At 39.5% G+C, this 24,190-nt stretch carries 16 protein-coding genes; 5 read left to right on the plus strand and 11 right to left on the minus strand.

What is annotated here, in order from left to right; translation table 11 throughout:
- The first annotated feature begins 253 nt into the window (after nt 1-253).
- The gene (locus OLW01_RS15760) at nt 254-2,287 is read left to right on the plus strand and encodes a hypothetical protein (RefSeq protein WP_268076515.1); all 2,034 of its coding nucleotides are present in this window, start codon (nt 254-256) and stop codon (nt 2,285-2,287) included.
- Here the strand turns inward: OLW01_RS15760 and OLW01_RS15765 are convergent.
- From OLW01_RS15765 to OLW01_RS15800, 8 genes are all read right to left on the minus strand, one after another.
- Nucleotides 2,276-3,709: a sulfatase family protein gene (locus OLW01_RS15765; protein WP_268076516.1), complete on the minus strand. Its 1,434-nt coding sequence runs from the start codon at nt 3,707-3,709 to the stop codon at nt 2,276-2,278. The two genes, OLW01_RS15760 and OLW01_RS15765, sit on opposite strands and share 12 nt — an antisense overlap.
- Nucleotides 3,699-5,159 carry a sulfatase family protein gene (locus OLW01_RS15770; RefSeq protein ID WP_268076517.1) on the minus strand — a complete coding sequence of 487 codons (1,461 nt, stop codon included), beginning with the start codon at nt 5,157-5,159 and terminating at the stop codon, nt 3,699-3,701. The genes OLW01_RS15765 and OLW01_RS15770 overlap by 11 nt, the downstream gene beginning before the upstream one ends.
- Nucleotides 5,156-6,622, minus strand: a complete 1,467-nt coding sequence (locus OLW01_RS15775) for a sulfatase-like hydrolase/transferase (protein ID WP_268076518.1) — start codon at nt 6,620-6,622, stop codon at nt 5,156-5,158. Before OLW01_RS15775 ends, OLW01_RS15770 begins: the two co-directional genes overlap by 4 nt.
- Before the next feature lie 108 nt (nt 6,623-6,730).
- A complete protein-coding gene (locus OLW01_RS15780) occupies nt 6,731-9,064 on the minus strand; it encodes a PKD domain-containing protein (protein ID WP_268076519.1) in 2,334 nt (777 codons plus the stop codon).
- 50 nt (nt 9,065-9,114) lie between these two features.
- Nucleotides 9,115-10,158 carry a family 43 glycosylhydrolase gene (locus OLW01_RS15785; RefSeq protein WP_268076520.1) on the minus strand — a complete coding sequence of 348 codons (1,044 nt, stop codon included), beginning with the start codon at nt 10,156-10,158 and terminating at the stop codon, nt 9,115-9,117.
- Nucleotides 10,158-11,345, minus strand: coding sequence for a glycoside hydrolase family 43 protein (locus OLW01_RS15790; RefSeq protein WP_268076521.1), 1,188 nt, complete (start codon nt 11,343-11,345; stop codon nt 10,158-10,160). The genes OLW01_RS15785 and OLW01_RS15790 overlap by 1 nt, the downstream gene beginning before the upstream one ends.
- Nucleotides 11,346-11,484: 139 nt before the next feature.
- On the minus strand, nt 11,485-12,627 hold the full coding sequence (locus OLW01_RS15795; RefSeq protein ID WP_268076522.1) for a family 43 glycosylhydrolase: 1,143 nt from the start codon (nt 12,625-12,627) through the stop codon (nt 11,485-11,487).
- Nucleotides 12,611-14,071: a sulfatase family protein gene (locus OLW01_RS15800; RefSeq protein WP_268076523.1), complete on the minus strand. Its 1,461-nt coding sequence runs from the start codon at nt 14,069-14,071 to the stop codon at nt 12,611-12,613. The genes OLW01_RS15795 and OLW01_RS15800 overlap by 17 nt, the downstream gene beginning before the upstream one ends.
- A gap of 461 nt (nt 14,072-14,532) precedes the next feature.
- Between OLW01_RS15800 and OLW01_RS15805 the strand changes: the two genes are divergently transcribed.
- The 4 genes from OLW01_RS15805 to OLW01_RS15820 all read left to right on the plus strand — a co-directional run bounded on the left by OLW01_RS15805 (nt 14,533) and on the right by OLW01_RS15820 (nt 21,674).
- Entirely contained in the window at nt 14,533-16,119 is a 1,587-nt protein-coding gene (locus OLW01_RS15805; RefSeq protein WP_268076524.1) for an alpha-galactosidase, read from the plus strand.
- Nucleotides 16,120-16,199: 80 nt separating this feature from the next.
- Complete coding sequence (locus tag OLW01_RS15810; protein ID WP_268076525.1) at nt 16,200-17,438, plus strand: nucleoside hydrolase-like domain-containing protein; 1,239 nt, start codon at nt 16,200-16,202, stop codon at nt 17,436-17,438.
- A 386-nt stretch (nt 17,439-17,824) separates the two neighbouring features.
- A complete protein-coding gene (locus OLW01_RS15815) occupies nt 17,825-20,539 on the plus strand; it encodes a TonB-dependent receptor (RefSeq protein ID WP_268076526.1) in 2,715 nt (904 codons plus the stop codon).
- Between the two features lie 100 nt (nt 20,540-20,639).
- On the plus strand, nt 20,640-21,674 hold the full coding sequence (locus tag OLW01_RS15820) for a glycoside hydrolase family 28 protein (RefSeq protein WP_268076527.1): 1,035 nt from the start codon (nt 20,640-20,642) through the stop codon (nt 21,672-21,674).
- A gap of 27 nt (nt 21,675-21,701) precedes the next feature.
- Here the strand turns inward: OLW01_RS15820 and OLW01_RS15825 are convergent, their stop codons facing one another.
- The 3 genes from OLW01_RS15825 to OLW01_RS15835 all read right to left on the minus strand — a co-directional run bounded on the left by OLW01_RS15825 (nt 21,702) and on the right by OLW01_RS15835 (nt 24,099).
- On the minus strand, nt 21,702-22,067 hold the full coding sequence (locus tag OLW01_RS15825; RefSeq protein WP_268076528.1) for an energy transducer TonB: 366 nt from the start codon (nt 22,065-22,067) through the stop codon (nt 21,702-21,704).
- Between the two features lie 69 nt (nt 22,068-22,136).
- Nucleotides 22,137-22,904: a hypothetical protein gene (locus OLW01_RS15830; protein ID WP_268076529.1), complete on the minus strand. Its 768-nt coding sequence runs from the start codon at nt 22,902-22,904 to the stop codon at nt 22,137-22,139.
- A gap of 232 nt (nt 22,905-23,136) precedes the next feature.
- A complete protein-coding gene (locus OLW01_RS15835) occupies nt 23,137-24,099 on the minus strand; it encodes a glycoside hydrolase family protein (RefSeq protein WP_268076530.1) in 963 nt (320 codons plus the stop codon).
- Nucleotides 24,100-24,190: the final 91 nt, after the last annotated feature.

Below are 24,190 nucleotides of genomic sequence, written 5' to 3' on the forward strand. Positions count from 1 at the left end.
CAAATACTCGCTTCAGTCAAGTCATGATGATTAATAATGCTTCATAGACACTTAAATATTTGGATGTAAATTCAATGAAAGATATCCGAACCCAACATTTCCATTTAAGGCACATTGAAAGGTACAACGGTTAAAAGTTCAGAGGGAAGTTAAATAACACACAATAAATGTTAAAAACAATAATTGTATTATATTAATTATATACCAAAATATATTATATTTAGCAATTTATTCACACAACAGAAGGTCACTTATGCACTTTAAAACTCTAATTGCAACTGCCGCCATATTTATATTGGCATGTAGTGCTAATGCTCAAATGAATATCCCCAATTTGCCCGCACCGGGCAGTTCATACTTTTCAAACTCACTTGCTTATACAGCTCAAGTGAAACAAGGTAACGGAGCATGGCAAACGTTATATGTTAAACGTACCGATTCGCAAGATGAGCTGATTACCAGTAATAACGGCAATGTGTTTAAAAACAGAAGCTTTAACTTTGCGCCATTTTCGTTTGATAAAAACGCCGGCAATATAACCATTCGTGTTAGTAAAAATGCCAGTATTATCTCTGAAAATGTATCAACAAATGCGAGCAACGTCGAAGTCATCAACGCGGATTCAGCGCCCATAAAAATTGATAATAACACCATAGAATTTAACTTAGACTCGCCCAAATATGTCATTGTTAATTTCGACATCCCGAGCAATATCAACAGTCACAATGGACACCAAGTGGTAAAACATCCGTTGGCCATATTTGTCGATGAAGTCAACTCAGATAACAATGAGCCATCAGCTGCAAACGGTCAAACTAAACTGGTTTACGATAGCAATACTACCTACCAAGATATGTATGATGCAGACATCATAGTGTTTAGAGGCGGTTTTCATGATGTAAAAAACCATCAAGCTCAAGGTGCAATCCCGGCTAACAATGGTAAAACAATTTGGTTTCATCCGCGCGCACTAGTCACTGGTTATATTGAACGTGCAGCTGGTGGCGGTTTAGGCGACAACATACTAATTTATGGTCGTGGCGTTTTGTACATGGGTGATTTTCGCAACCCAACTAATACCCCCAACACAGGCCCTTATTGGAAACCCGGCCAAAATAACAACAGCAATACAGGTATGTTTGAAGCCATTATTGCCGGCTCTAATAGCACAATTCGCGGCTTAATCATTGCTGATACCATGTGGCATGGTGTAGTCGTGCGTGATAACAGCACCATAGAAAATGTAAAACTTTGGGGTTGGCATGGCAATAACGACGCGTTTCGTCCGTCAAATGGCAGCCTTATTAAAGGTAATTTTATTCGCGCGGTAGATGATGCCTTGTATACACGCGCTATTACAGTAGAAGATAACTTATTTTACCAAAGCTTTAATGGCGCAATTGCCACGTGCGGTTGGGAAAATGTCGCCGATTCCGGAAATACTTTATTTAACAACAATATTATATACCGACCAGAATGGGCGGGCGGCCTAGGTAATAACAATGGCATATTGGCTTCACAAATTGGCCCTTATACTGAGTGTAAAAACATCCAATTTAATAACACACGTATTTATGGTGATATTGCGGGTATCACTAACTTGAAAGAGTCTAGCCGCTTAGCTCAAGCTGTTTACGATCCAGATAAGCACCAAGGTATACCCGGTATTCGTAATGTGACTTTTAACAATATTACATTGTACGGTAGCTTACTTAACAAAAGTAAAATTGACCCCTCTTCAAATATCGTGATTGAAGATATTGTTTTTCACAACTTTAAAGTAACAGATTATAAAACGGGTTATACCAATAACTCGGATAGAACCGCTTTATTTCAAGGCTCTCAATTAACCAATGATAATGTTTTAAAAATTACCAGTGGCAGTAATGCAACTGTCGCAGAAGACACTTACTTTTTAGATCACAAAGCATCGCTAGAGCGTTTACGCTATCGCTCTTCATATAATGATTTTATTGTCGCATCAGGCACAGGTACTTGGCTGCAGTGGCAAGTTGTGCATACCGACGGCGAGTGGTTTAAAATTATTCACGTGGCGACTGGAAAAATACTTGGTTCAAACAACAGCAATAATATTGAGCTATTTAATGCAAATACAACAGGCAACGACTACCAATGGAAATTTGTTAATGAAGGTGAATACGGCCGCATAATCCATCGTTCATCAGGACTGCGTATCCACATTAAAGAAGACGACAGCCAGTTTGAATTAGGACCAAATACTTGGACAGGTAATCGAACTTTATGGAAGTTGACTTCAGTTAACTAAACTTCTTTCTCCGGTAATTAAAGTTTTCCAACTGCTCGGAACGGATAACAGGCGCGGTGTTTGAGTGTTCTTAACATCGTCGCCTTGCTCGATCATCCACTTTTTAAGTTTTGTTTTAAGCATATTAGCAATGCTTTGTGTTTCAGGTTTGTCAATTAAGTTATTCATCTCCCAAGGATCTTCATCTATTCGATATAATTCAAATTCTGGATTTGCGTAATAGTTCATTACTGTTTCCATTGCCCTTTGATCATTAAGGCCAAGCTCCCACCATTCATGCCAATAACCACCTGCCCCATCGCGGCGCAACAGATCACTGTGATTAGTAAAAGCATATTCTGGGTGAATGTTGTGAATGAGCTTCCATTTATCTGTACGAATTGCACGGCTTGGGTAGATATTTTTGTTACCATCGGCTGTGGTTGTCGTAAATATTTCTGTTCTGTGTTGGTCTGAATTTCCAAATAAAACATCTTTGAATGAACGACCATCTAAGTTTTCCGCGACCTTTCCGCCTGTAATGTCAATTAGGGTTGGCAATAAATCAACCCAGCTAATCATTGCATTTGTTTGTCCTGACTTGATATGTCCTGGCCAATGGGCAACAAAAGGTACTCGTGTGCCATAATCGTAGAGGGTCCATTTACCAAAAGGCCATTGTGAACCGTGATCAGCACTATGGATAAATAAAGTATTATCACCTAAGTGTTGTTTTTGTAATGCAAACAACTTGCCCGCTAATCGGTCGAGTTCTTTAATTTGTTGATAATATTTAGCTCGATGTCGGCGGGTCTCTGGTGTGTCTAAAAACTTTGGTGGCAGCTCAACTCGTTCTGGGCTAAATTCAACTTCAGGATCATTCCATGGTACATGTGGGTTTGTTGTGCCAACAAATAAACAGAGTGGCTTATCAGATTTGCGCTGTTTAAAAAAATCAGCCACCATACGGTCAAGCTTTCCGATGTTATCATAATTATACAAATTTGAATGCGGTCGGTAGCTGTCAAAACCGTAACTTTCGCCTCTCGCCTTGCTACCATGAGCCACTTTGCCAAAAGCAGCAACTTCATAACCTAGCGCTTTCAAATCATTGATTAAACTTTTTACATCCTTTTTTGGATACTGATGATTTTCTTCTGCGCCATTCTTAGCTGGCATTAAACCAGTTAACATAGCTGCTCTGCTAGGTGCACAAGCAGGTGACGCTACATAAGCATGATTAAATACAAGGCCGTCTGCAGCAATTTTCTCAAGTTCAGGCGTTGGAATAAATTCATTTCCATATAGGCTCATATCTCGTTGAGATAAATCATCCGCTAAGTAAATAACAATATTTGGTTTATTTTTCGTATCAGCGAGCAACGATGCACTGAGGCAAAGCCCTATAACAACCCCTAGTATTTGTATTAGCTTACTTCTCATCAAAATGCCCCTCGTTTTTATAATCCCAATCTAATGCTAGCCCGCCTTCGGGAATTCCTTTCGGGTAGTGTCTCCCACTAGGGTTTTTACGGTTAACCGCATCGGCTTCTGTCATCACGCCCTTATCGCCTTGCTGTGCCATCCAAGCTTTAAGCTCGTTAAATAGTTTTTCTTGGATGTGGCTGAGTTCTTTTTTACCTGCTAAATTAGTCAGCTCGTAAGGGTCTTGTTTTACATCATAAAGTTCAAATTCTGGTCGCTGCGAATATGCGTTGGCGCGTGCAAGCGCTAATTCGTCTTTTTTCAACCAAGAGTTAAGTGTGCCAGATGGCCCCCCTTGCTTAACGACAGTATTAGAAAAAGCTTGTTGATGATTTAAATTCCAAACCAGTCGGTATGTGTTACTGCGTATTGTTCTGATGGGGTAACTGTCTGAACCAGAATAAATACCCTTTGTTGTTTGAACCGCATACGCATATTGCCTATGTGTTTTTGCAGGATTTGAAATAACGCCAAGTAAACTCTTTCCATCTAGTGGAATATTAGTTGTATCGCCACCCGCAGCTTCAATTAGGGTAGGTACAATGTCGGCATATTGGATAATGGCTTCCGTTTCTTGTTCTCGATTAATGTTATTTGGCCAGCGCATCAGTGCAGCTGCTCTATGGCCGTTATCATAAAGCGTCCACTTGGCAAAAGGGAAATTTGAGCCTTGTTCTGATAGGTAAATTGCCAATGTATTGTTCGCTTCTCCTGACTCTTCCAGCATATTCATTATCGTACCGAACTGCTGATCCATATAGGTAATTTCTGCATAATAAGCACTCAATGCTCGACGAGTTTCAATGGTATCAACCAAATAATCCGGCACGGTTAAACTTTCTGGAAGATATGCTGATTTATCGCCTCTAAACCATGGTGTATGAGGTTGATTAGTCGCGACAATGAGTGCCCATGGTTGATCAGTTTCTTTAAAAAAGCGCTCTGCCAACTTTAGATTTAAATCAATTTGACTTTGTTTTGTATCACCATGCTTACCGCCAAGGTATTCAAAACTAAAACTGGCATGTGGGGCTTCATGACGTTTCCCCATTAACGCAACCCGATAACCCAAAGGACGAAGATAGTTAGGTAAACTTCGTGTACCTTCATAAGCTGCACCATGGTTAGGATGCGCACCGCTACGAACGGGCTGCAATCCAGAATAAAGCTCCATCCGAGTAGGCGCGCACATAGCCGAGCTAGAAAATGCTTGGTTAAATTTTAAACCTTGTTTAGCAAAGGCATCTAGATTTGGAGTTTTAACGTCCGGATTTCCATAAACGCCAATATCTCGGAAAGTAAGGTCATCCGAAATAAAGATTAAGAAATTTGGTTGTTTGCCTTTTGCCAAAATTGGAAACGATACAAGCCAAGTTAAAACAATGATGATGATTATTGATAGTTTCATTGATAGCCACTTATATCGGGATTTTCTTGCATAAAATACATGTTCATTTCTTGCCACCACTTCAGTAATTGGGGTTTCATTTGTGAAACTTGTTCTGGTACTTGTAGCGCTAAATTGGTTTTCTCACCCAAATCTTTTTCTAAGTTAAACAACATCACTTGACTGCCATCAGGGTTCATCAACAATTTATAATTACCATCACGCATGGCAAGTTTAGGACTACGGTGAGCTTTTAGCCCTGGACGAATAGTAGGGTAAACACCATATTCCCAAAAAAGAGGTTTGCTTCTTATTTGGTTGCCACCTATCAGTGCCTTGGACATGTCCTCACCATCAAGCTCTACATTCGCCGGAAGCTTCAAGTCGGCCATAACGGCCAAACTAGGTAGAATATCAATTGCGGAAAACCAAGTATTGTTATTAACTATTCCGGCTTTAATTTTGGACGGCCAACGGATTAAAAATGGCATCCGGATACCGCCTTCGTATAAACTCCACTTTCGACCAAAAAAAGGGCCTGTAAAACCGGGTGGTGGCGTCATATTTAGTTTATAATAATGCCCCCAGTCAGTTGGTCCGTTATCTGAAGTGAGCATAACGATGGTATTGTTAGCCAACCCAGCTTCGTCAATTGCGTTGAGTAAGCGGCCTATTTGTCTATCCATTTCATCTAAAACCGCAAAAAATTTATCTTCTTTGATATGTCGTCCTTTACCCTGCCATTTCTCTAATTTCGCCTCCGATGGCATATGCGCATCATGCACATCGTTAGGAAACATATTGACCAAAAACGGTTGGCCTTTATGCCGCTGAATAAAGTCAATAGCTTTATCTACATAAGTTTCTGTTGTTTGATGTTTGCGTTTTGAAAGAATTTGTCCTTTATCTGGCGAGTACTGCCAGCTGAGCCTTTGATTACCATGCTTTTGCCAAAGAATACGATTACCAAGCCCTTCAAATGAAACCAGCGATTCATCGTAACCGTAAGCTTTAGGCAAAGGCGCATTATCAACATCTCTGCCGCCACCTATGTGCCATTTCCCAAAATGAGCCGTTGCATAACCTGCCTGTTGAAATAGCTTTGCATACGTCAAACGCTCAGCAGACATAAAATCAGCCATGTTGCGCTGCGCATTATTTTTTCGGCTTTCTAAAAAGGAGTTTATGCGCTCTCTGTGAGGGTAAACGCCTGTTTTTAATGCAACCCTAGAAGGTGAGCAAATAGGTGAATTGACATAAAAATTGGTAAATTTCTGGCCTTCTTTTGCCAACCTGTCGATATGTGGTGTCGGAACTTGATCATTACCAAATGCACTGATATCGCCATAGCCCATATCATCGATGAAAATCATAACGACATTGGGTTTATCGTGTTCTGATTCTATCCGAGTTTCTTTATCAACAGTATTTGCACAAGCCCCTAGTAACGATAAAGTACAAATGATACTGATGAATTTTAACATACTATTTGTACCTCTTAGCTTTATATGGTTTGTCATGACTGCAAGTTTAAGTTTTGTGATCGTTTGTCTATATTTGACTCTACTAAATCAGTTATGTGAAATTCTGATTTATTCAAATGTCACATCCTCTTCGTTGTCAGTCTTCAGCTTTTCGAACATTCCAGTTGAAGTTTTATTTGGGTCAGTTATCAATGAACCGTTGAGATTAAAATTGACAAATCGAATATTACTGATGTTGCCAGAACCATTGTCAAAATCTTCAATGGCATTAAGCAACAAAGTATTTTGAAGCTGTCCGTTACCACCTATTACACGTCCGTTGATTTTTTCATTTTTTATATCAACTAGTTCTTCGTAAGTAGGCATGTAATCCACATATATATTTTCGAATAACCAATTGTTATACGACTGATTTGGGTAAAATTCGTTGCGTAAATAAATGACTCTAGAGGTGGGGCCTTCCATCCAAACATTACGCATGGTGATGTTAGAAATCTGACCACTGCGGGCGTCACCTGCAGGTCTTTCTGTTAGGTTGGCTAAACCACGGTTTTTGTTGAGCCCTGTCCATTCAGTATGAACTACATGGATATTTTCAATCAGTACATTATTAACGGTTTTTGGAAACCAACCAAATTGGAATATACCGCCATTATCCATTTGCCAAACCACACAGTCTTTTATCGATGCGTTAGAGTGGTAAATCTTAAAGGCATCATCCATGGCTGATACAAAACAGTCTGTCATTTGAGTGCCGGTACCAACGTCGAAACCATCGTTGTTATAGCGCCAATTACCCAACATTTTTATGTTGCTAATTTTAGCCCAAGAGTTATTGCTATCAGCCTCTGCGCCAAAGACGTAAAAAGAACCGTTTACAAGTGTTAAGCCTTCAACTATCAGTTCATCTTGTTCAGCGTCTAATAGTTTAATACCTTCACGAGGACAACCATTAGAATAATTATTTTCATCAACACACACTCGCTCGGCTAAAGGCAAAGTGCTGCCAGTATAATATTTAGTTTTATCCGCCCGCCATGGAAATTTCTCACCAGAAATAATGCCACGACCTGAAATGGTGTAACCCTTACCAGGACCGCTATTATGATCGGCGTTTATCGCACCAATCACATAAGCACCGCCTGCTAAATATACGTGTTTTACATTCGCTGGTACCTCCCAATAACTCAATTCATGTGTGCCTGGGGCAAAATAAACAACCGCTTTTGTTTTAGCTTTTTCCCTATCAAAGGCATCCCCGTTTTCAACCAAATAAGTTGTGCTCGCTGCTTTATCAGGTACGGGCGCGATATCTTCTGCTTCAGTACGATCAGCAAACAACAATAATGAATCCAACGGAATATCTTTTAATGGTGCGTATCGATTATCTTTAAATTCGATTGATAGCTTTCGATTAGATTGCAGAACACGGATTTTTATCGTTTTCTTGCCTAAATCTTTATCGAGCACCTGATATGCAACACCTGACAGCGAGGTTGGTCGCACTATAATATCGGTGACTGTACCTGCATCGGCTAATTTTGTTATATCAACATCAACGTGACGAATATTTGCATTAAACGAAAATTGTGACCACGCAAATGAACGCTCTGTGTTACGGTATGAATCTGCTCCGTCTTTTGTGCCCGGTTTTAGTTTTGGTGACATCGACGGTACTGGTGGAATGGTTTGCAGAACTGTCAATTCAGTATCCTCAATTGAAACACTGAACTTTTCAGATAAATTAACCGCTGGCAGTTCACCAAAGGTGTAAATTTGCAAATCAGCAGATCGATTCGGTTCCGCAATCACTCTGATTGTTTTGACAGTCACAATCACATTATCACTTGTAGTAGCACCTTCATTGTCCGTTGCGTGAAGCGTAAACGTTAGTTCAGTGTCTTCATTTACATCGGGTGCTACAAAACTTGCCTCAACTGTATCTGCGTTTAATAATTGAACATTTGGCCCACTCGTTTGTTGCCATGCAATACTTTGTATTTCACCATCCGTATCACTCACAGTACCTTGTAAATTTACCAATTTTTCAGAAATTATGTTTTGATCTGGCCCTGCTAAAGCAACAGGTGGTTGGTTTATATTCTTAATCAATACTGGGAAGTCTGTACTCGCCTTGGCACCATCATTGTCAGTAACCGTAACCCGAAAGCTTAACGTTTCGTCGCTGGTAACAGATGGTGCTTGGAAATTGAGTGAAGACAACTCACCATTAAAACTCACTTGCGTGCCTGACAGCTGCTGCCATTGAAATCGCTCAACAGTCCCATCTTCATCTGCTGAGTCCGCTTTCACCTCGACTTGTGTTTTTTCGTCAATGATTTGGGGCGATACCGAGATGGTTGGTACTTGATTGCTGGTGTCTTCTGTTTCATTTGCACGCTGGTTGCTGCTGCCACAAGCTGTTAAAACAGACAATATCAAAAAATTTATTACCAACGACTTAACTTTAAAATATATCATCATAGCACCTATTAAAAGCTCACCTTGCCAACACCCTTAGCGGTCATTTTTATAGGCTTAATGAATCCGTTGTTGTCATAAAACATTTCTTCAATTGCGGTTTTTCTGGCGTTATTCGGGCCTCGGTAAGGACCTTCGCCTTCTACATTTTCCCAGCGATGATAAACCATGTACCATTTATCTGTTTTGGCATTGTGGATAATGGAATGGTGACCTGGACCTTTAAAATTATCATCACTTTTCATTAAGTTGCCCTTAAATGTCCAAGGGCCTGTTGGCGACTCTGAAGTAGAATAGTAGACTGAATAGTTTGCTTTATTAAAGCGGCCGTGACTGTAGGTAAAATGGTACATACCATTGTGATAATGGATAAAAGCGCCTTCAGTAAATTTTTCTGGTGTATCTACTTTAATTTCTTGTTTAATGCTGATCATGTCATCATTAAGTTCAAATACACGAAGCGTTGAACCCGCACTTCCGCCTGCATAAAGATAGTGTTTACCACTTTTGGGATCTTTAAATACCATGGGATCTATGGCTTCAAAGCGACGACCCGTCCGTTGTGCTGGGTCCTTATGTTGATTTTGGTCTTTAACTAATGCAATGCCCGAATCATTAAAAGGCCCGACAGGTGAATCAGAGACGGCAACGCCAATATATGAAGGCATAGGACCAGCTGAGTAGTAAAAATAGTATTTACCATTATTTTTATGAATACCAGGCGCCCAAGGTCGTTTTTGCTCAGGTAACCATTCAATTTTGTTAAAATCTAAAATGGGTCCATGTTTTTGCCAATCAACCAAATTTTTTGAGGAGAAAGCATAAAATTTACGATCCCACTGCCCATGTGTTGGATAAATATATACAGTGCCATCTTCCACCATTGCATGTGGGTCAGCCGCATCATCCAGTACAAAGTTATAATTTATATTTGAATCTTGTTTAGTAACTGTTTCGGTTGACGTCATTGAGCATGATACAACCAATAAAACAGATGTAAGTGTGGTGAATTTTTTTAACATTTCTATTTGTACCATTTTAATTTTGAAAAACATTAGCGAACCAATTTGGCCTGGTCCGAGGTTAACATAATGGTTTGTTTCGTATAGCTAGGGCCGTTCGAGTGGACGTTTCCTTGCTCATCAAACCAAATTGGGTCTATTACCAGACTTGGAATACCACTAGAGTCAATGCCGTGACATGACAACCATAATTTTCCGTCTGGCCCTGTGAATATGGCATTGTGACCTACTTGATTAAATGGGCTATTTATATCGCCTTGCCAAGTAAATCCAGATTTTTCGGCGGCAATTTTTGACATCGCACCATAAAAAGGATTATCAGGATTTTTTATCCAAGGTCCTTTTAAAGATTTTGCGGTTGCATAACCAATTTCGTACCCTCGAGTCCAACTTGAATAAAATAAATAATAAGTATCTTGTCGCTTAACAACATAGGCACCTTCAATACCTATTGAGTCCCATTCGTAATATTTTTTAACTTTAGGTATTGGCCTGCCATCATAACCGGGCACTTTTAGTAAATTACCATTTTCATCGTAATCAAAATCAACAGGGCCGGGTTTAATCGCACTTTGTGGTTTGGAAAGTAGTGTGCCTGTGGCTAAGTCGATTTCAGCAAACCCGATACCAAATTCTTTACCTTTATTCCAAAACGCATAGGTTTTGCCATCTTCGTGATAAAAAGTTAAATCATTACCTTCGGTTAATGGCTTTTCATCTGTAACAACTTTATATGGCCCTTCAATATGATTAGCAACGGCGTAGCCTGTAAACTGGCCTACATAACCGAGTGTGTCGTTTCTAGCGTTAAACAAAGCATAATATTTGCCATCAATTTTTTGTACTTCTGGTGCCCAAAAACGGCGGTAGTACCATTTATGTTTTCCAACTGGCTGGACAATATAGCCTCGACTTTCCCAATTAATTAAGTTTTTAGAACGGTATAAAATAACGCCTTTATTTAATTGACCGCTTGCTTCATCTTCTTGGCGGCTCCAATGAGGGTAAGATGTACCAGTCATGTACCACCAATCACCATCACGAAACACCTGAGCATCACGCAGGCCGCCTTTGCCTATTCCAGAGGAAATTGGATTCTGATAATTAAATGCATATGTTGTTTGTGCTGGAGGCTCATTAGAAACCTGACTGCAAGCAGTAATAAACATGATTGTGCAAAGATAGCTACTCGCATGTTGAATGATTGTTTTAAATCTCAAATCTGACCCCAAAAAATAAAATATTAATTATTATAATACAATTAATTTAACGTAATAAAAAACTCTAGACAACAAAATTTTAAAAATAGATTGATATTTAAGTTAATCATATTTTAAAACAAAGGTTGAAAATGTATTTCTAATCACTGTGTGTGCTCAAATGTTCTGGCAATGTCCAAGGTTTAACCTTTTTCCAAGCTTCTGGTATGCCTTCTATTGCCAATTTATCGACAAAAGCCTGATCTTCTTCATTAGGTTTAAAACGTGGGTCTAGCACTGTAACCACAACATCGTCTCGGCTAATTGTAAGTTCAATTGGCACGAGCCATAAGTTCCAGCGATTTTTACCACCGGCTTGTTTTACATAGTCATGATCAAATGCTGTAACCCACCACTTTCCGTATGGGTCTTGAACTAAATTGCCGTGACCTGCATTTTTTACCATCATGCGGCGTTTACCGTACGGCCCTTTTAAGTTTTTTGATACCGCATAATATAAATCATAAGTATCTGTGGGTTCATAGCCATAGCGACCAGAGGCGATATGCAGGTATTTGTCGGCTATTTTTTCAATAAGTATGCCTTCGTAGCCCATTTCGTGTTTACCCAAATGTGCCAGCTTTGTTGTAGGTTCGGCCAATTGAGTCATATCTGCGTTCATTTTGCCAATAAAGTCCGCTTGCCACGCATAATAAATGTCATTACCTTCTTGGTATAAATGCGAATCTATATTGCGCTGCATCATAGGAGGTAGTGCTTGATATGGCCCTTGTGGTAAACCACTGGTGCTTTTTAACAGAGCATGTCCTCCGCCGTCAGTGCTATGCGGTATCCACCATGTGCCTTGCATATAATGAATTTCAGGTGCCCAAATAGCAACCGGGTTGTATTGGTCTTTTACCTTTGAGCTTGCTTTGGTTCGCTCTATATATTTTTGATAATGCCACGAGTTTTGTTGTTTACCGTCAAGATGTAATTGCCAAACTAAGCCTAGATTTTGCCAATCGACCAAGTTTTTACTGCGCCATAAACGCACGCCCGCTTTATCACCCCAATGTTTACCTGCGGTTGTTCCGGTTAAGTAGTAATAACCATCTGGCCCTTTTTTAACAAACGGGTCTCGTACTAATTCGTCGAGTGCATTAAATGCTTGATTATGCGCTTTTAATAATTTGATTTTGTTTGCTTGGGGATCTGACTGATTATTTGCAAAAACTTGCCAGCTTGCACAAACCAAAAGCAGCGTGCATACACGCACGCTGGAATTAATTTTGTTTTTCATCAATTAACACGTCCAATCGGTGCTTAATATAAGGATATTTTTCAATAAGATTAGTACTTTCAGTTGGGTCTTGGCTTAGATCAAACAGCAAATCGGTTGCATTGTCTTCTACTCTGCCTGATTTACCTACATTGTTCATACCCTTTTTTATGTATTTCCAATTTTGATAACGCACACCGGCTATTTCATCCTGATAACTTAAAAATACGATTGGTTGATTTGCTTGTTTCAAATCAAACAAAGGAACTAAACTTGTGCCGTCTAACTGATACTGAGCGCTATCAATGCCTGCTAATTGTAATATAGTGGGTGCTAAGTCTATGGTTGACGTTATATGTCCCGTTACTTGATTCGCTTTTATTTTACTTGGCATACTCATAATGCCGGGTACACGAATGCCACCTTCGTAGTTGGTAAATTTTCCATAACTAAATGGTTTGGCCGAACCTGCATGACTGCCGTATCCTAACCAGGGGCCATTGTCCGAGCTAAATACAATTAAAGTATTGTCTAATTGCTTGGTTTGTTTAAGGTGGTGAATAAGCTTACCAAAATAATGATCAATTTCTTCTACTGTGTCGCCATATAAACCGCCGGCACTTTTCCCTCTAAATTCTTCGCTGGCAAATAAAGGTACATGAGGCATGGCTGGGGTTAAATACACAAAAAATGGTTCACTTGAGCTGTCAATAAATTCGATCGCTTTTTCAAAATAGCGTTTGGTTAAAGTGCTTTGTTCGGCTGGATATTCAACTATTTTATCGCCTTCAAATATAGGCACTAAATCTCGAAGTCCTTTTTGTCTTATTAAATTGCGCTTTTTGCCAGCTTGCTGCACAAAAGCTTGATCCGCTCTCGCTTTTTCTAAGCTGTATCCTTGATTAAATTTAACTTGTTCAGCAAATTCGTGTTTGTAACCTATATACATGTCATTACTGTATGGAATGCCATAATAGTAATCAAAACCCTGTGCGGTCGGTAAAGTTGTTTTAAGATCTCCTAAGTGCCATTTACCAATAGCAGCTGTGCGGTAACCTGCAGGTTTAAGCATTTCTGCTAAAGTTATTTGCTCTGGTTTCATGCCCATTGCATCTGGAAAATACACCCCGGTCACACCGTTATTTTTAGGTAACTTGCCTGTTAATAAAGCAGCACGCGATGCACTACATACAGAAGATGCGACATAAAAATCGGTAAAACGCAGGCCTGTTTGTGCAAATTTATCTAAATTAGGTGTTTTAATTTTATCTGCGCCATAACTGGATAAATCGGCGTAACCTTGATCGTCAGTAAATACCACAATTATATTTGGTTTTTCAGCTTGATTTGAGCTGGTGCTTTTTGTTTTTGCCAGCTCTATTGAGTTGCTACAACTGATCAGTGCACCACATATGGTAAGTGGTATCAGTTTTTTTATCGTTATGTTAATTATGTCTTTTAGCATATTTATTCACTTGTTCGCGTTTGATTATATGTATTTTTTCATACCTAAGATGAATCGCGACAAGCAAAATTTCCTCGATAAACGGCAATTCGTATTGATTTAATGATTAACCGACCCACTTTATATATTCTCACCAAAAGGATAAAAATAATTAAAAAGATACTTACAAATACAATTTAAACATGGCGAAATATGAAAAATGACCAACAGCCAGATATAACAATTCGTGTCATTTTGTTAACCATTCTTGTTTTAAATCATGTCAACACTTAAAGCGTAAACAATTGTTTTTACTCGTAAATAAAAACAAATTAGAGACTAGATACAAATTACCAAGATATAAAGATTGATAGTCACTCCAATTACTCCGTTTCTCGTTAACAATAACGCTACTTAAAGCGCATTCGCGCAACAAAAGTTATTTATATTACAATTATTCAAGCCAATAAAAGGGTTTACACATGCAAAACTTTAAAAGTTTATTTGCAACCACTGCCTCCGTATCTGTAATAGTATCGGCGCTTTTAACCAGTGGATGTTCATTAACTGACAAAACAACCAATACTGAGGCGAAAACAACGTCTAACTCCAATAATTTGTTACTTGAAGTAGCAGAGAAGCCGCCTTTAGGCTGGAATAGTTTTGATGCTTGGGGTGCCCGCATAAACGAAAAAGATTTTCGTGAAACGGTCGACTTTATGGCTGAGAACTTAAAACCTCATGGTTGGGAATACGCTGTTATTGATTATATTTGGTGGAACCCTGCACCGGGTGCACATAATACAAAAGAAAATTACGATCGTCGCCCTGGCCACCCCAATGTATTAATAAATGCAGACGGTTCTTTAAAAAATCCAGCTGAAGCACCTATGGACGAGTATGGCCGACTGCAACCTGCAGTTGAACGCTTTCCATCATCTACAGGTGGTAAAGGTTTTAAACCTTTGGCTGACTATGTTCATAGTAAAGGTTTAAAATTTGGTATTCACATAATGCGCGGAATGCACCGCCATGCATGGTATTTGAATACGCCAATTTTGGGTACAGATAAAACGGCACGCGACATCGCTAAATTTAATGACCATGCGGGATGGTTAAACAATATGTTTGGTATTGAATATCGAGCAGAAGGTGCACAAGCATTTTACGACTCTATTTTTAAACAATATGCACAGTGGGGTGTCGATTACATTAAAGCCGATGACATGATGGGTCAATGTGGTGCGCCTTTCCACAGTTATTATGCAGGCGAAATTGAAATGATGCGCAAAGCAATTGATAACTCAGGTCGCCCGATGGTATTGAGTTTATCCTGCGGTGAAGCGCCGATTGCACACGCGAATCATTTAGAAAAAAATGCCAATATGTGGCGCGTATCCGCTGACTTTTGGGATAAATGGAAAGATTTACGTCGCAGTTTCCAGCTATTAGACAAATGGTCACCGTTTATTGGTGAAGGCACATGGCCTGATGCGGATATGATCCCGTTTGGTCGTTTATCGTTAGACGATCGCCCACATGGTAAAGAGCGTATGTCGCAATTTACCACAGATGAAAAATACACTCTAATGACCTTGTTCAGTATGGCGCGTTCTCCGCTGATGATAGGTGCTGAGTTAAATACTACGCCATTTGAAGAAATTAAAACCTTTTTTATGAATGACGAGGTGTTATACGTTAATCAAAACAGCAGCAACAACCGTCAGATCATCCGTTATGACGAAGAAACAGCAAAAAAAGGTGCAACTGTAAATGACTTTTATGCAGCTTGGTATGCCGAAGACCCTGCCAATGGCGATATATTTATCGCACTGTTCAACTTAGGCGACAAAGTAAAATCTGTTGGTATTACCTTTGATATGGAAAATATGCGCGGCACATACAAAGTTCGTGATTTATGGGCGAAAAAAGACATAGGTACCGCCAAAGTTAAATTTGCACAAACATTACCGCCTCATGGTGCGGGTTTATACAGATTCAGTAAAGTAGCTGGGTCTTCCGAAGCTTGGGTTATCCCGACTGAAGAAAAATCGCACGACAACCAGTAACACCGTCATTATAAGCACCAAATCTTTGATTTGGTGCTTATAGATTTGCTTTTAATAACTTACCTTGGTTAGGTCTCTGTATGAAACATATTCTTGTTCTATTGTCCGTTATCATATTATTCATTAATACTGCATACGCTAAACCCAACATCTGGGTGCTAACTGATTTATCAAATCCAACAGATAGGCGTACCGGAGGTCACCCGCAAAACGACCCTGACGATCAAGTCTCAATGGCGAGTTTATTGCTAATGGCCGATCAATTTAACATTGCTGGCATATCAATTGGTTCAACTGACAGACAAGATCTCAGAGATCCAATGCCATTTTTTCAAGACATGTTTATAAAGGCCTACACCAACGACATTAGCAATATTAAAGGTACACACGCTTACCAGCAAAAATTACCTGTTTTTTGGTCAAGCCTTACACGCTCAGGCAAACCCATTCAGTTCAACCACAATGATAATTACATCAACATAGATCATCTAGAAACGATCAAAAACCTGGCCGATTTCGCATCAAATAACAAAGTGTATGTTTTAAATTGGGGCCCGATGACTGAAGCCGCAATTTTAATTAAACATCTTATTTCGACGGATAATCATCGTGCTTTACAAAATACTCATATAATTTCACACTGGACCATGTCATTTATTGCGCAAGGTACACCGCAAGCACCATACAAAGTAGCCAACTGCACTGATGATTTAAAAGCATGCCACTATTTACATCAACAAGCCGCTAGCAGACATGACGTTAAACTAACTGAATTAGGCTCTATTGGCCAAAGTGGACTGGTAAACGGTTCGATAAAAAATTTGCTACCTAAAAGCGCTGAAAGTAGCCAATTAGCGCAAATATTTAACCGGGCAAAATTTTATTACGGTAAGCCAGATCAAAGTGATGCGGCAACCATGTGGGTATTACTGCAGGGTTATCATATTGCTCTAGACGACTTTCAGCACAACGGGAAATTAACACAAGACGAAGAGAGTTTTTATCAAAAACGCTTTTTACAAGCGGCACCCAATATGATGGAAAGCTTAAAAAATGCCGCGAATAACATGGCTGGTTCAACAATGGACGAAACTAAGATATGTGCAGCTTTTACCTATGTATATAAAAAACAGCAACACTACGAGCTATATGCCCCTTATAAAAACATGCGTTATTCAATAGAAGATGATGAAGGAAATACCGTCTTAGAGGGTATTGCCAAAGGTGGTAATGAAAAATTGGACTTACCGATAAAAGCAGAAAAATCATACTCAGTAACGGTAGAATATAAAAACTGGCACAGTCATTATTGGCTATAAAAAACATAGCAATCATGATCCGAATTCCCGTATTTTAAAAATTTCTTCACAACTGCCGAAGCTAACAACAACTTTCATTTAGCCGGCAGTAACCTCAGTTTATGTATTACAGGAAAGCTTTCACTGTAATACATCAGACTCAGGTCGACGAGACGTTACGTCCTGCCCAAAAGCTTAAGATTCCCTCAATACCCAATATTTATTACGACGCTTAATTAGAACTAAACCTATTAACGCTTAATTTTATTGGCCTAGAAGCGCAACTTAAAAAGAGACAAATGGTCACTCCAAAACATTGTTAATAATATATTATAATAACTCGAGTTTTTGGTTACCACTAACGATAAGCAAACAACATTGGTCAATAACAAAAAGCTGAGGGAAAGATGTCAAAAATCAATTTAAACCGTTCACTTGCGGCTGCGGCAGTTGCAAGCGCTTTAACCATGCCTAACGTGGCTCAATCACAAACGAATTCATCGGCTGATGCAACAGAAGTCATTCAAGTAAAAGGAATTCGCGGCAGTTTATTAAAATCAAATGATGTAAAACGCGAAGCAATTAATGTTGTTGATGCGATTACCGCTGAAGATATTGGTAAATTCCCGGATCAAAATTTAGCGGAGTCTTTGCAACGAATTACAGGGGTTTCTATCGACCGACAAAACGGTGAAGGTACCGGTGTCACTGTACGTGGTTTTGGCCCGACCTTTAACGCTGTACGTTATAACAATCGCACAATCGCAACCACAAACACAGAGCGCAATTTTGACTTTCAAATCATCGCCCCAGAGCTATTAACAGGAGTCGAAGTACACAAATCCCCTACGGCTGATTTACCTGAAGGCGGTATTGGTGCCACTATTAATATGCAAGCCGCTAAACCTCTTGCAAGCCCTGGTACTAAGCTTGTCATTTCTGCCAAAGGGACACACCAAAATATTTCTGGCGAAATAAGTCCTCAGGTATCAGGTTTGTATAGCACCACTTGGAACAATGACTCAATGGGCTTTCTAGTCGGCATTTCATATTCAGATAAACAAAGCCGAATCGACCGTTTTGATTTACAAGATGTGGGTTACAAATCCACTTTTATTGATACTAGTGACGATGGCGTGTCAAATGACAAAGTTAAAGGTAGACACCCAAACAAACCAAACTTTACTGCTGAGGTTGAGGATCGTGAACGTTTAAGTATTGCTTCAACTTTCCAGTGGCGGCCTAGCTATGAACATACAATTACCTTAGATGCCATGTTAGTTGATTTTGGTAATTTTCAAACGCGATACGGTACTCAGTTTTCACCAGAAGGTGGAACTGTAAGAACGAACCACCTGCAGGACGAGAACGGAACTTTTGTAAAGTTTACCGCTCCAAACAACCCCAACGATATAGAAGTTCGCCCATTTCAGGACGATACCAAAACCCATTTAATTGGCTTTAATTACGAGGGAATTTTAAACTCGACACTGTCTATCTCAACAGATATTTCTTATTCAAAAGCCGAAAATATTAACCGTAAGGATCAGCTAACACCTGGCGCTCGTTTTGACTATGAATTTGACGCCACCACTGGCAACAACATCCCTAATATAACGACTCCAGGAACGGATTTGGAAAACCCTTCACTCTTCCAAGCTCATTTTGTTGGTTTACGAGAACAACAACGTGAAGACTCCGTTTTAGAAGCTAGATTTGATGCCAATTTAGATTTATCTATCGGCATATTAGAAACATTAGACGTAGGTTACTTTTTATCTGACCGCGAAAAATCTCAAGTGGGATATTCAAACAATCAAAATTGGTGTGGCTTAGGTTGTGGCAGAAATGACGACAAATTTGACCTACCAGACAATATATTTGAACCGTTTCCATTCGATAACTTTATGTCGCAAGAACCCGGTGACTTTCCGCGTGCGTGGGCCACGTTTGATGCGAGTAAATTTTTAGGATTTGTTGAAGAAAATGCACCTGACACTTTGATAATGACGAAGCAAGCTGGTGAAACCTTCACAACAAACGAAAAATCAGATTCACTTTATGTCAAATTAAATTTAGGCGGGGAACTTGCTTCAATGCCATGGGCTGGTAACTTTGGTTTGCGTTACGTTAACATCAAACGCGAAACCTCTGGTGTTGCCCAGAATATTCAATTTAATGACAATACCATCGTTCACCAAGGGGGATCAAATATCGCTTTTGTTGGGGAGGCAGAGCCACTAACTGCAAGTAAAGACTTCAGCACGGTTTTACCAAGCTTGAACTTTAAGTTGGAACTGTCGAATGAATTAATCCTGCGCGCATCAGCCTCAAAAGTAATGACACCTCCGGGTATGTCTGCATCGTCCGTGCAAATGAGCACCAGTGGTATATTCGAAAATTTTGTCATTAGAGGCTCAAACCCACAATTAGAACCATTCCAAGCGAAACAATTCGATTTAGGCTTAGAATATTATGCCGACAACGGTGATGCCATCAGTATAGGTTTATTTTCGAAAGACATCACGACAGGTATTGAGCAAATTGTTAGTCGTATTGATACCGGTTATGACATCCCAAATTTAGGTCGCTTATTTGCTTTAGACAACCGTTATCAAAATACTGATGGTGGTACAATACATGGTTTCGAATTCGCTGTATTGCATAACTTTGATTATCTACCTTCGCCGTTTGATGGTTTGGGTATTCAAGCGAACTATACTTACGCAAAAAGCGCGTCCGATGATAAAAAAGACCAAAGTGATCGTTTAGATAACTTCGCTTTACCAACTGAAGAAGGCGTCGGTGGCTTTGCGAAAAATTCATACAATTTAATCGCATTTTACGAGAAAGGGGATTTTGGTTTGCGCTTAGCTTACAATAAACGTGACCGCTTTATTTTACAAAGCGAAGGAGGGGGTGGCGATGCTCGTTATGGACAACCATATGGTCAATTAGATATAAGCGCTTCTTACGATATAACTGAAGACGTTGCTGTGTTTTTCGAAGGTACTAACCTTACCGACGAAGGTACAATTCGTGAGCAATCATACGGTCGAATTTACAGTGTTGAATACGCTGGGCGTCGCTTAGGTGTAGGTATGAGGGTGAATTTTAACTAATAAGCCACACCCAACCAGCATTGCGAAGATATAACGTTTCGTAATGCTGGCATCACAACATATATTATAATAGCTCTTCATTTAAATCATTGGATTTAATATGTCTAAATTTCGTTTAATTGCGTTCTGTTTTTTAGTTTCTTTGGTGGCCACGTCTTGTTCGTTCAGTTCACATTTAGCGCCAAACATTCTACATTCTATAAACTATTCTGGACAATACCATTGGCACTCACAAACCAAAACCCTTACTTTTCTTTCAAGTGGCAGTTTAAACTCTGGCCATCAAGGTTGGGATATACCAAAACAAATAAAAACATTAAAAATTGCCAAAAATGTAAAAGTTCAAGGGCGATTTAACGTATTCCATAGCTTGGAAATTAAAGGGCAAAACGCTGTTACGTCTTTAATATATGGCACACCTATTAAACGCTACAACAAATTGAACAATGGCTGTGGGTTGTGTAAGTCAGCTATCTTGGCGCGTGGCGAAATTCAAGTAAAAATCACAAATTTAACTTCACTTGATCCTTACGGATTTCACTTTACCGGAAAAGACGGGGCTCAATTAATAATTGATGGCGTTCGTGCAATTGACGCTAGAGGCGGTCATCAAAACAATAGTGACGGCGTATCAGCGGCTAGCGGTACTATCATACGTAACAGCTATTTTGAAACAGCCGATGACGTTATTAAAGTATATGCCGATATAACGGTTGAAAACACAATGATTAAAATGATTGGCAACACAGTACCTATTCAGTTTGGCTGGGGAAGTTATGGTAACAATGCCACAGCTGTTTTTAACAACGTGACTATTATTGGTGAAGCAGGCAGAAATAACACTGGCAACGCAGTGATAGATGCCAGAAAAGGACGTTATACTAAAAATTTGATTTTGGACAAAGTAACTATCATCAACCTGAATTCAGCGTTAATAAATTTTTGGAATGAAGGACAACAAGCACCTGCTGGGACCGCAAACATAGTGATAAATAACTCAACTATCGAAGTGAATAAATTCGCCTACCTTAAAAATATGCAGGCGAATGTCAAGGTATGCAATCAAATGGTGCCGCTTGATACAACCCAGACCAGCTGGAGTTGTGGGCAGTCTAATTTAGCTTCAATGGAATAAACGACCAACAAACATAACTTGAATAGACTAATTTAACTTAAACTCTAAGGTAACAAGCTGATTTTTGGCGGCGTTATTGATTTTGTATTTCCATTGCTCGACAGCTCGGTAAGCTTGTTTATCGAAATTGAAGCCTTCAGGGCTATAATCTATAACCTGCAGGTTCTTCACATTGCCATTTTCATCAATATCAAACTGCAATTGCACCCAACCGTTTTGTCCAGCCCTAGCTGCGATTGCTGGATAACGTGGAGGAACTCTTAAGATCAGTTGAACAGCCTCATTACTCTTTTTCGCATGACAACAAATATTCGGCGTTGGTTTAACGGGTACGGGTGTGCTTTGACAAGCAATCAGTGAGAGTGACGTCAATAATAACCATACGTTTTTCATCTAAATCCTTTATAAGTTTTAAGCTGGGTAGTTAAAAACAACAATATATCATACAAATGGTTCACATATTTACACTTGCATGAGTATCGCTTTAGCGGTTGCGCGTATCTCTGAATCAAATTGCGGGTTATCTGCGATTTTCTGTAGATTCCGCTTAGTGACTTCAGAGACTGATTGCAACTCATACAGTAAATTAAGCGTTTGCATTACAACGCGCTTACTATTACTGGATAAATGCTTTTCTATCCGTCCGTCTATGATTTTCTGAGATTCAAATTTAGCTAACAAACGGGTAGATTCCACTGCTAAATCGGTATCAAAAGGTGCTGCGGCAGCTTGAATACGCTGGCGGATATCCTCAGAAACATCTTCAGTAATGGCATGCGAAGCCAAACCTGAAAACACTTGAACTAGCACCTCGTTACTACTTTCCATATAGCTGTGCTCTATTACCCTGCGCAACTTTGAGCCTGTTGCGTCGGGCGTTTCTGAGTTAGCACTAGCAAGTAGTCTATACCCCGCAATTCTAAATTGGTTGTTTTCGCTTTTAAGTAATTCAAGCGCAACCTGTTCGCGGTATTCATCGTTAAACTGAAAGATCACATCTAATAATAAACGCGTTTCAAAAGCATCAGCACTGTTATATGTTTTAATAAAATCAATCAACTGATACGGGTTTTGTTGTAGCGCCAATTTAAGTTCTCTGCGGCTAATACTACGTAATGTTTTTTTAGATAGCAGTTGGGTTAAGTTAGATTCGGCGAGTGCTGATTGCTTATGAACCTGTAGTTGCTCTAACTGAGCGCTGTTGTCTAAATTATGCTTTTGAGTTGTCATTGGGCTGCTCTTTAGACTGATATCTGAATTCTGATCATTAAATTGCACATATGTTTGCATTAAATAGCCAGTCCCGACTGCTAATATCCCGATAACAGACCATAGCAGCAGGTAAATTATTTTCCGCATAAGTTTTGTACTTAAATAAACTTAGGTAAAAGGTTTAAGGCGGATAATTGGTCACTGTATAACCAATCATCCGCCAATGTATTGTAATGTCGATAAAATCAAATTAGTTACAATATGCGCCATTGGTAATATTAGCGTTACTGGTTAACCTAAATTCCGTATTCGAACCCGTGGACGCCAAACACTGCCCACCAAATAAATTAAGCGTAGCGCCGGAAACCGTTAAGTTTGTATTTGATAAATGACCAAAGGTATAAAGTTTGGAGCGATTTTTACCCGAAGCAACTGTGTGGTTAAACGCCCCTCTGTAGTCAACTTTGCGGACATACCCAGTTTCATTAGTGCTAACCCACGCAAATACACCATGACGATAACTTGAGTGATTGTCTTTTACCGTGTTTGAGCCTTTTAAAATCAATTTAGCATAATCGAACCCACCCCAACCGAATTGAAAGGGCGCACCAAATTCGTTATGGGTGATATGCACATTTTCTACAGTCATTTCAGTGCGATACACTTTTATACTGTCATCAAAGGTATCGATATTTGAATTTCGAATTGAAGACCCCACTCCCCCACCAAAACCGTCGGTTGTATGATGATGGTGCACGTCGCTATTTGCCGCAATTCGGGTATATAAATTTACATTATCAACCAACATTACTGAGTTATCCGTGTCACCCAAAATGTGGAATTTTTCAGGATTTCGGCTGGTTAAATTAGAAACTGACACAGTACAGTTGCAGTCAGCATAAATCGTACTGAGTTTCTTGCCCGCTGTGCCTTTAGCATCAGCTTGCGACTCTCCCCACAGGCCATTGGGTGCAAGTATTGAAGTTGACCTATTGTTACCACGAATGACGACGTCGTTTGTGCGGCCTTTAAGAATATGGATATTTGCTTGAATGGTTTTGTTGCCCGGAATAACAATTTCATCATAATCACTGTTATCGTTTATCACTATCGTGCCGGTTTGGTTAGACAAAGTTAATGTACCACCAGCATGAGCCATAGCAGCCGCAGATAATGCGCCCGTTAAAAAAGCCAGTTTAAACAAGTTTTGCATGTGTATACCTCTATTTAATGTGTGTGTTTTATGTATAAATTTTCAACAGAAATATTGTGTTTATATATTACATTTAAGAAAAGAAAACACA

It is taken from the genome of Catenovulum adriaticum, assembly GCF_026725475.1.
GTDB classification, from domain to species: Bacteria; Pseudomonadota; Gammaproteobacteria; order Enterobacterales; family Alteromonadaceae; genus Catenovulum; species Catenovulum adriaticum.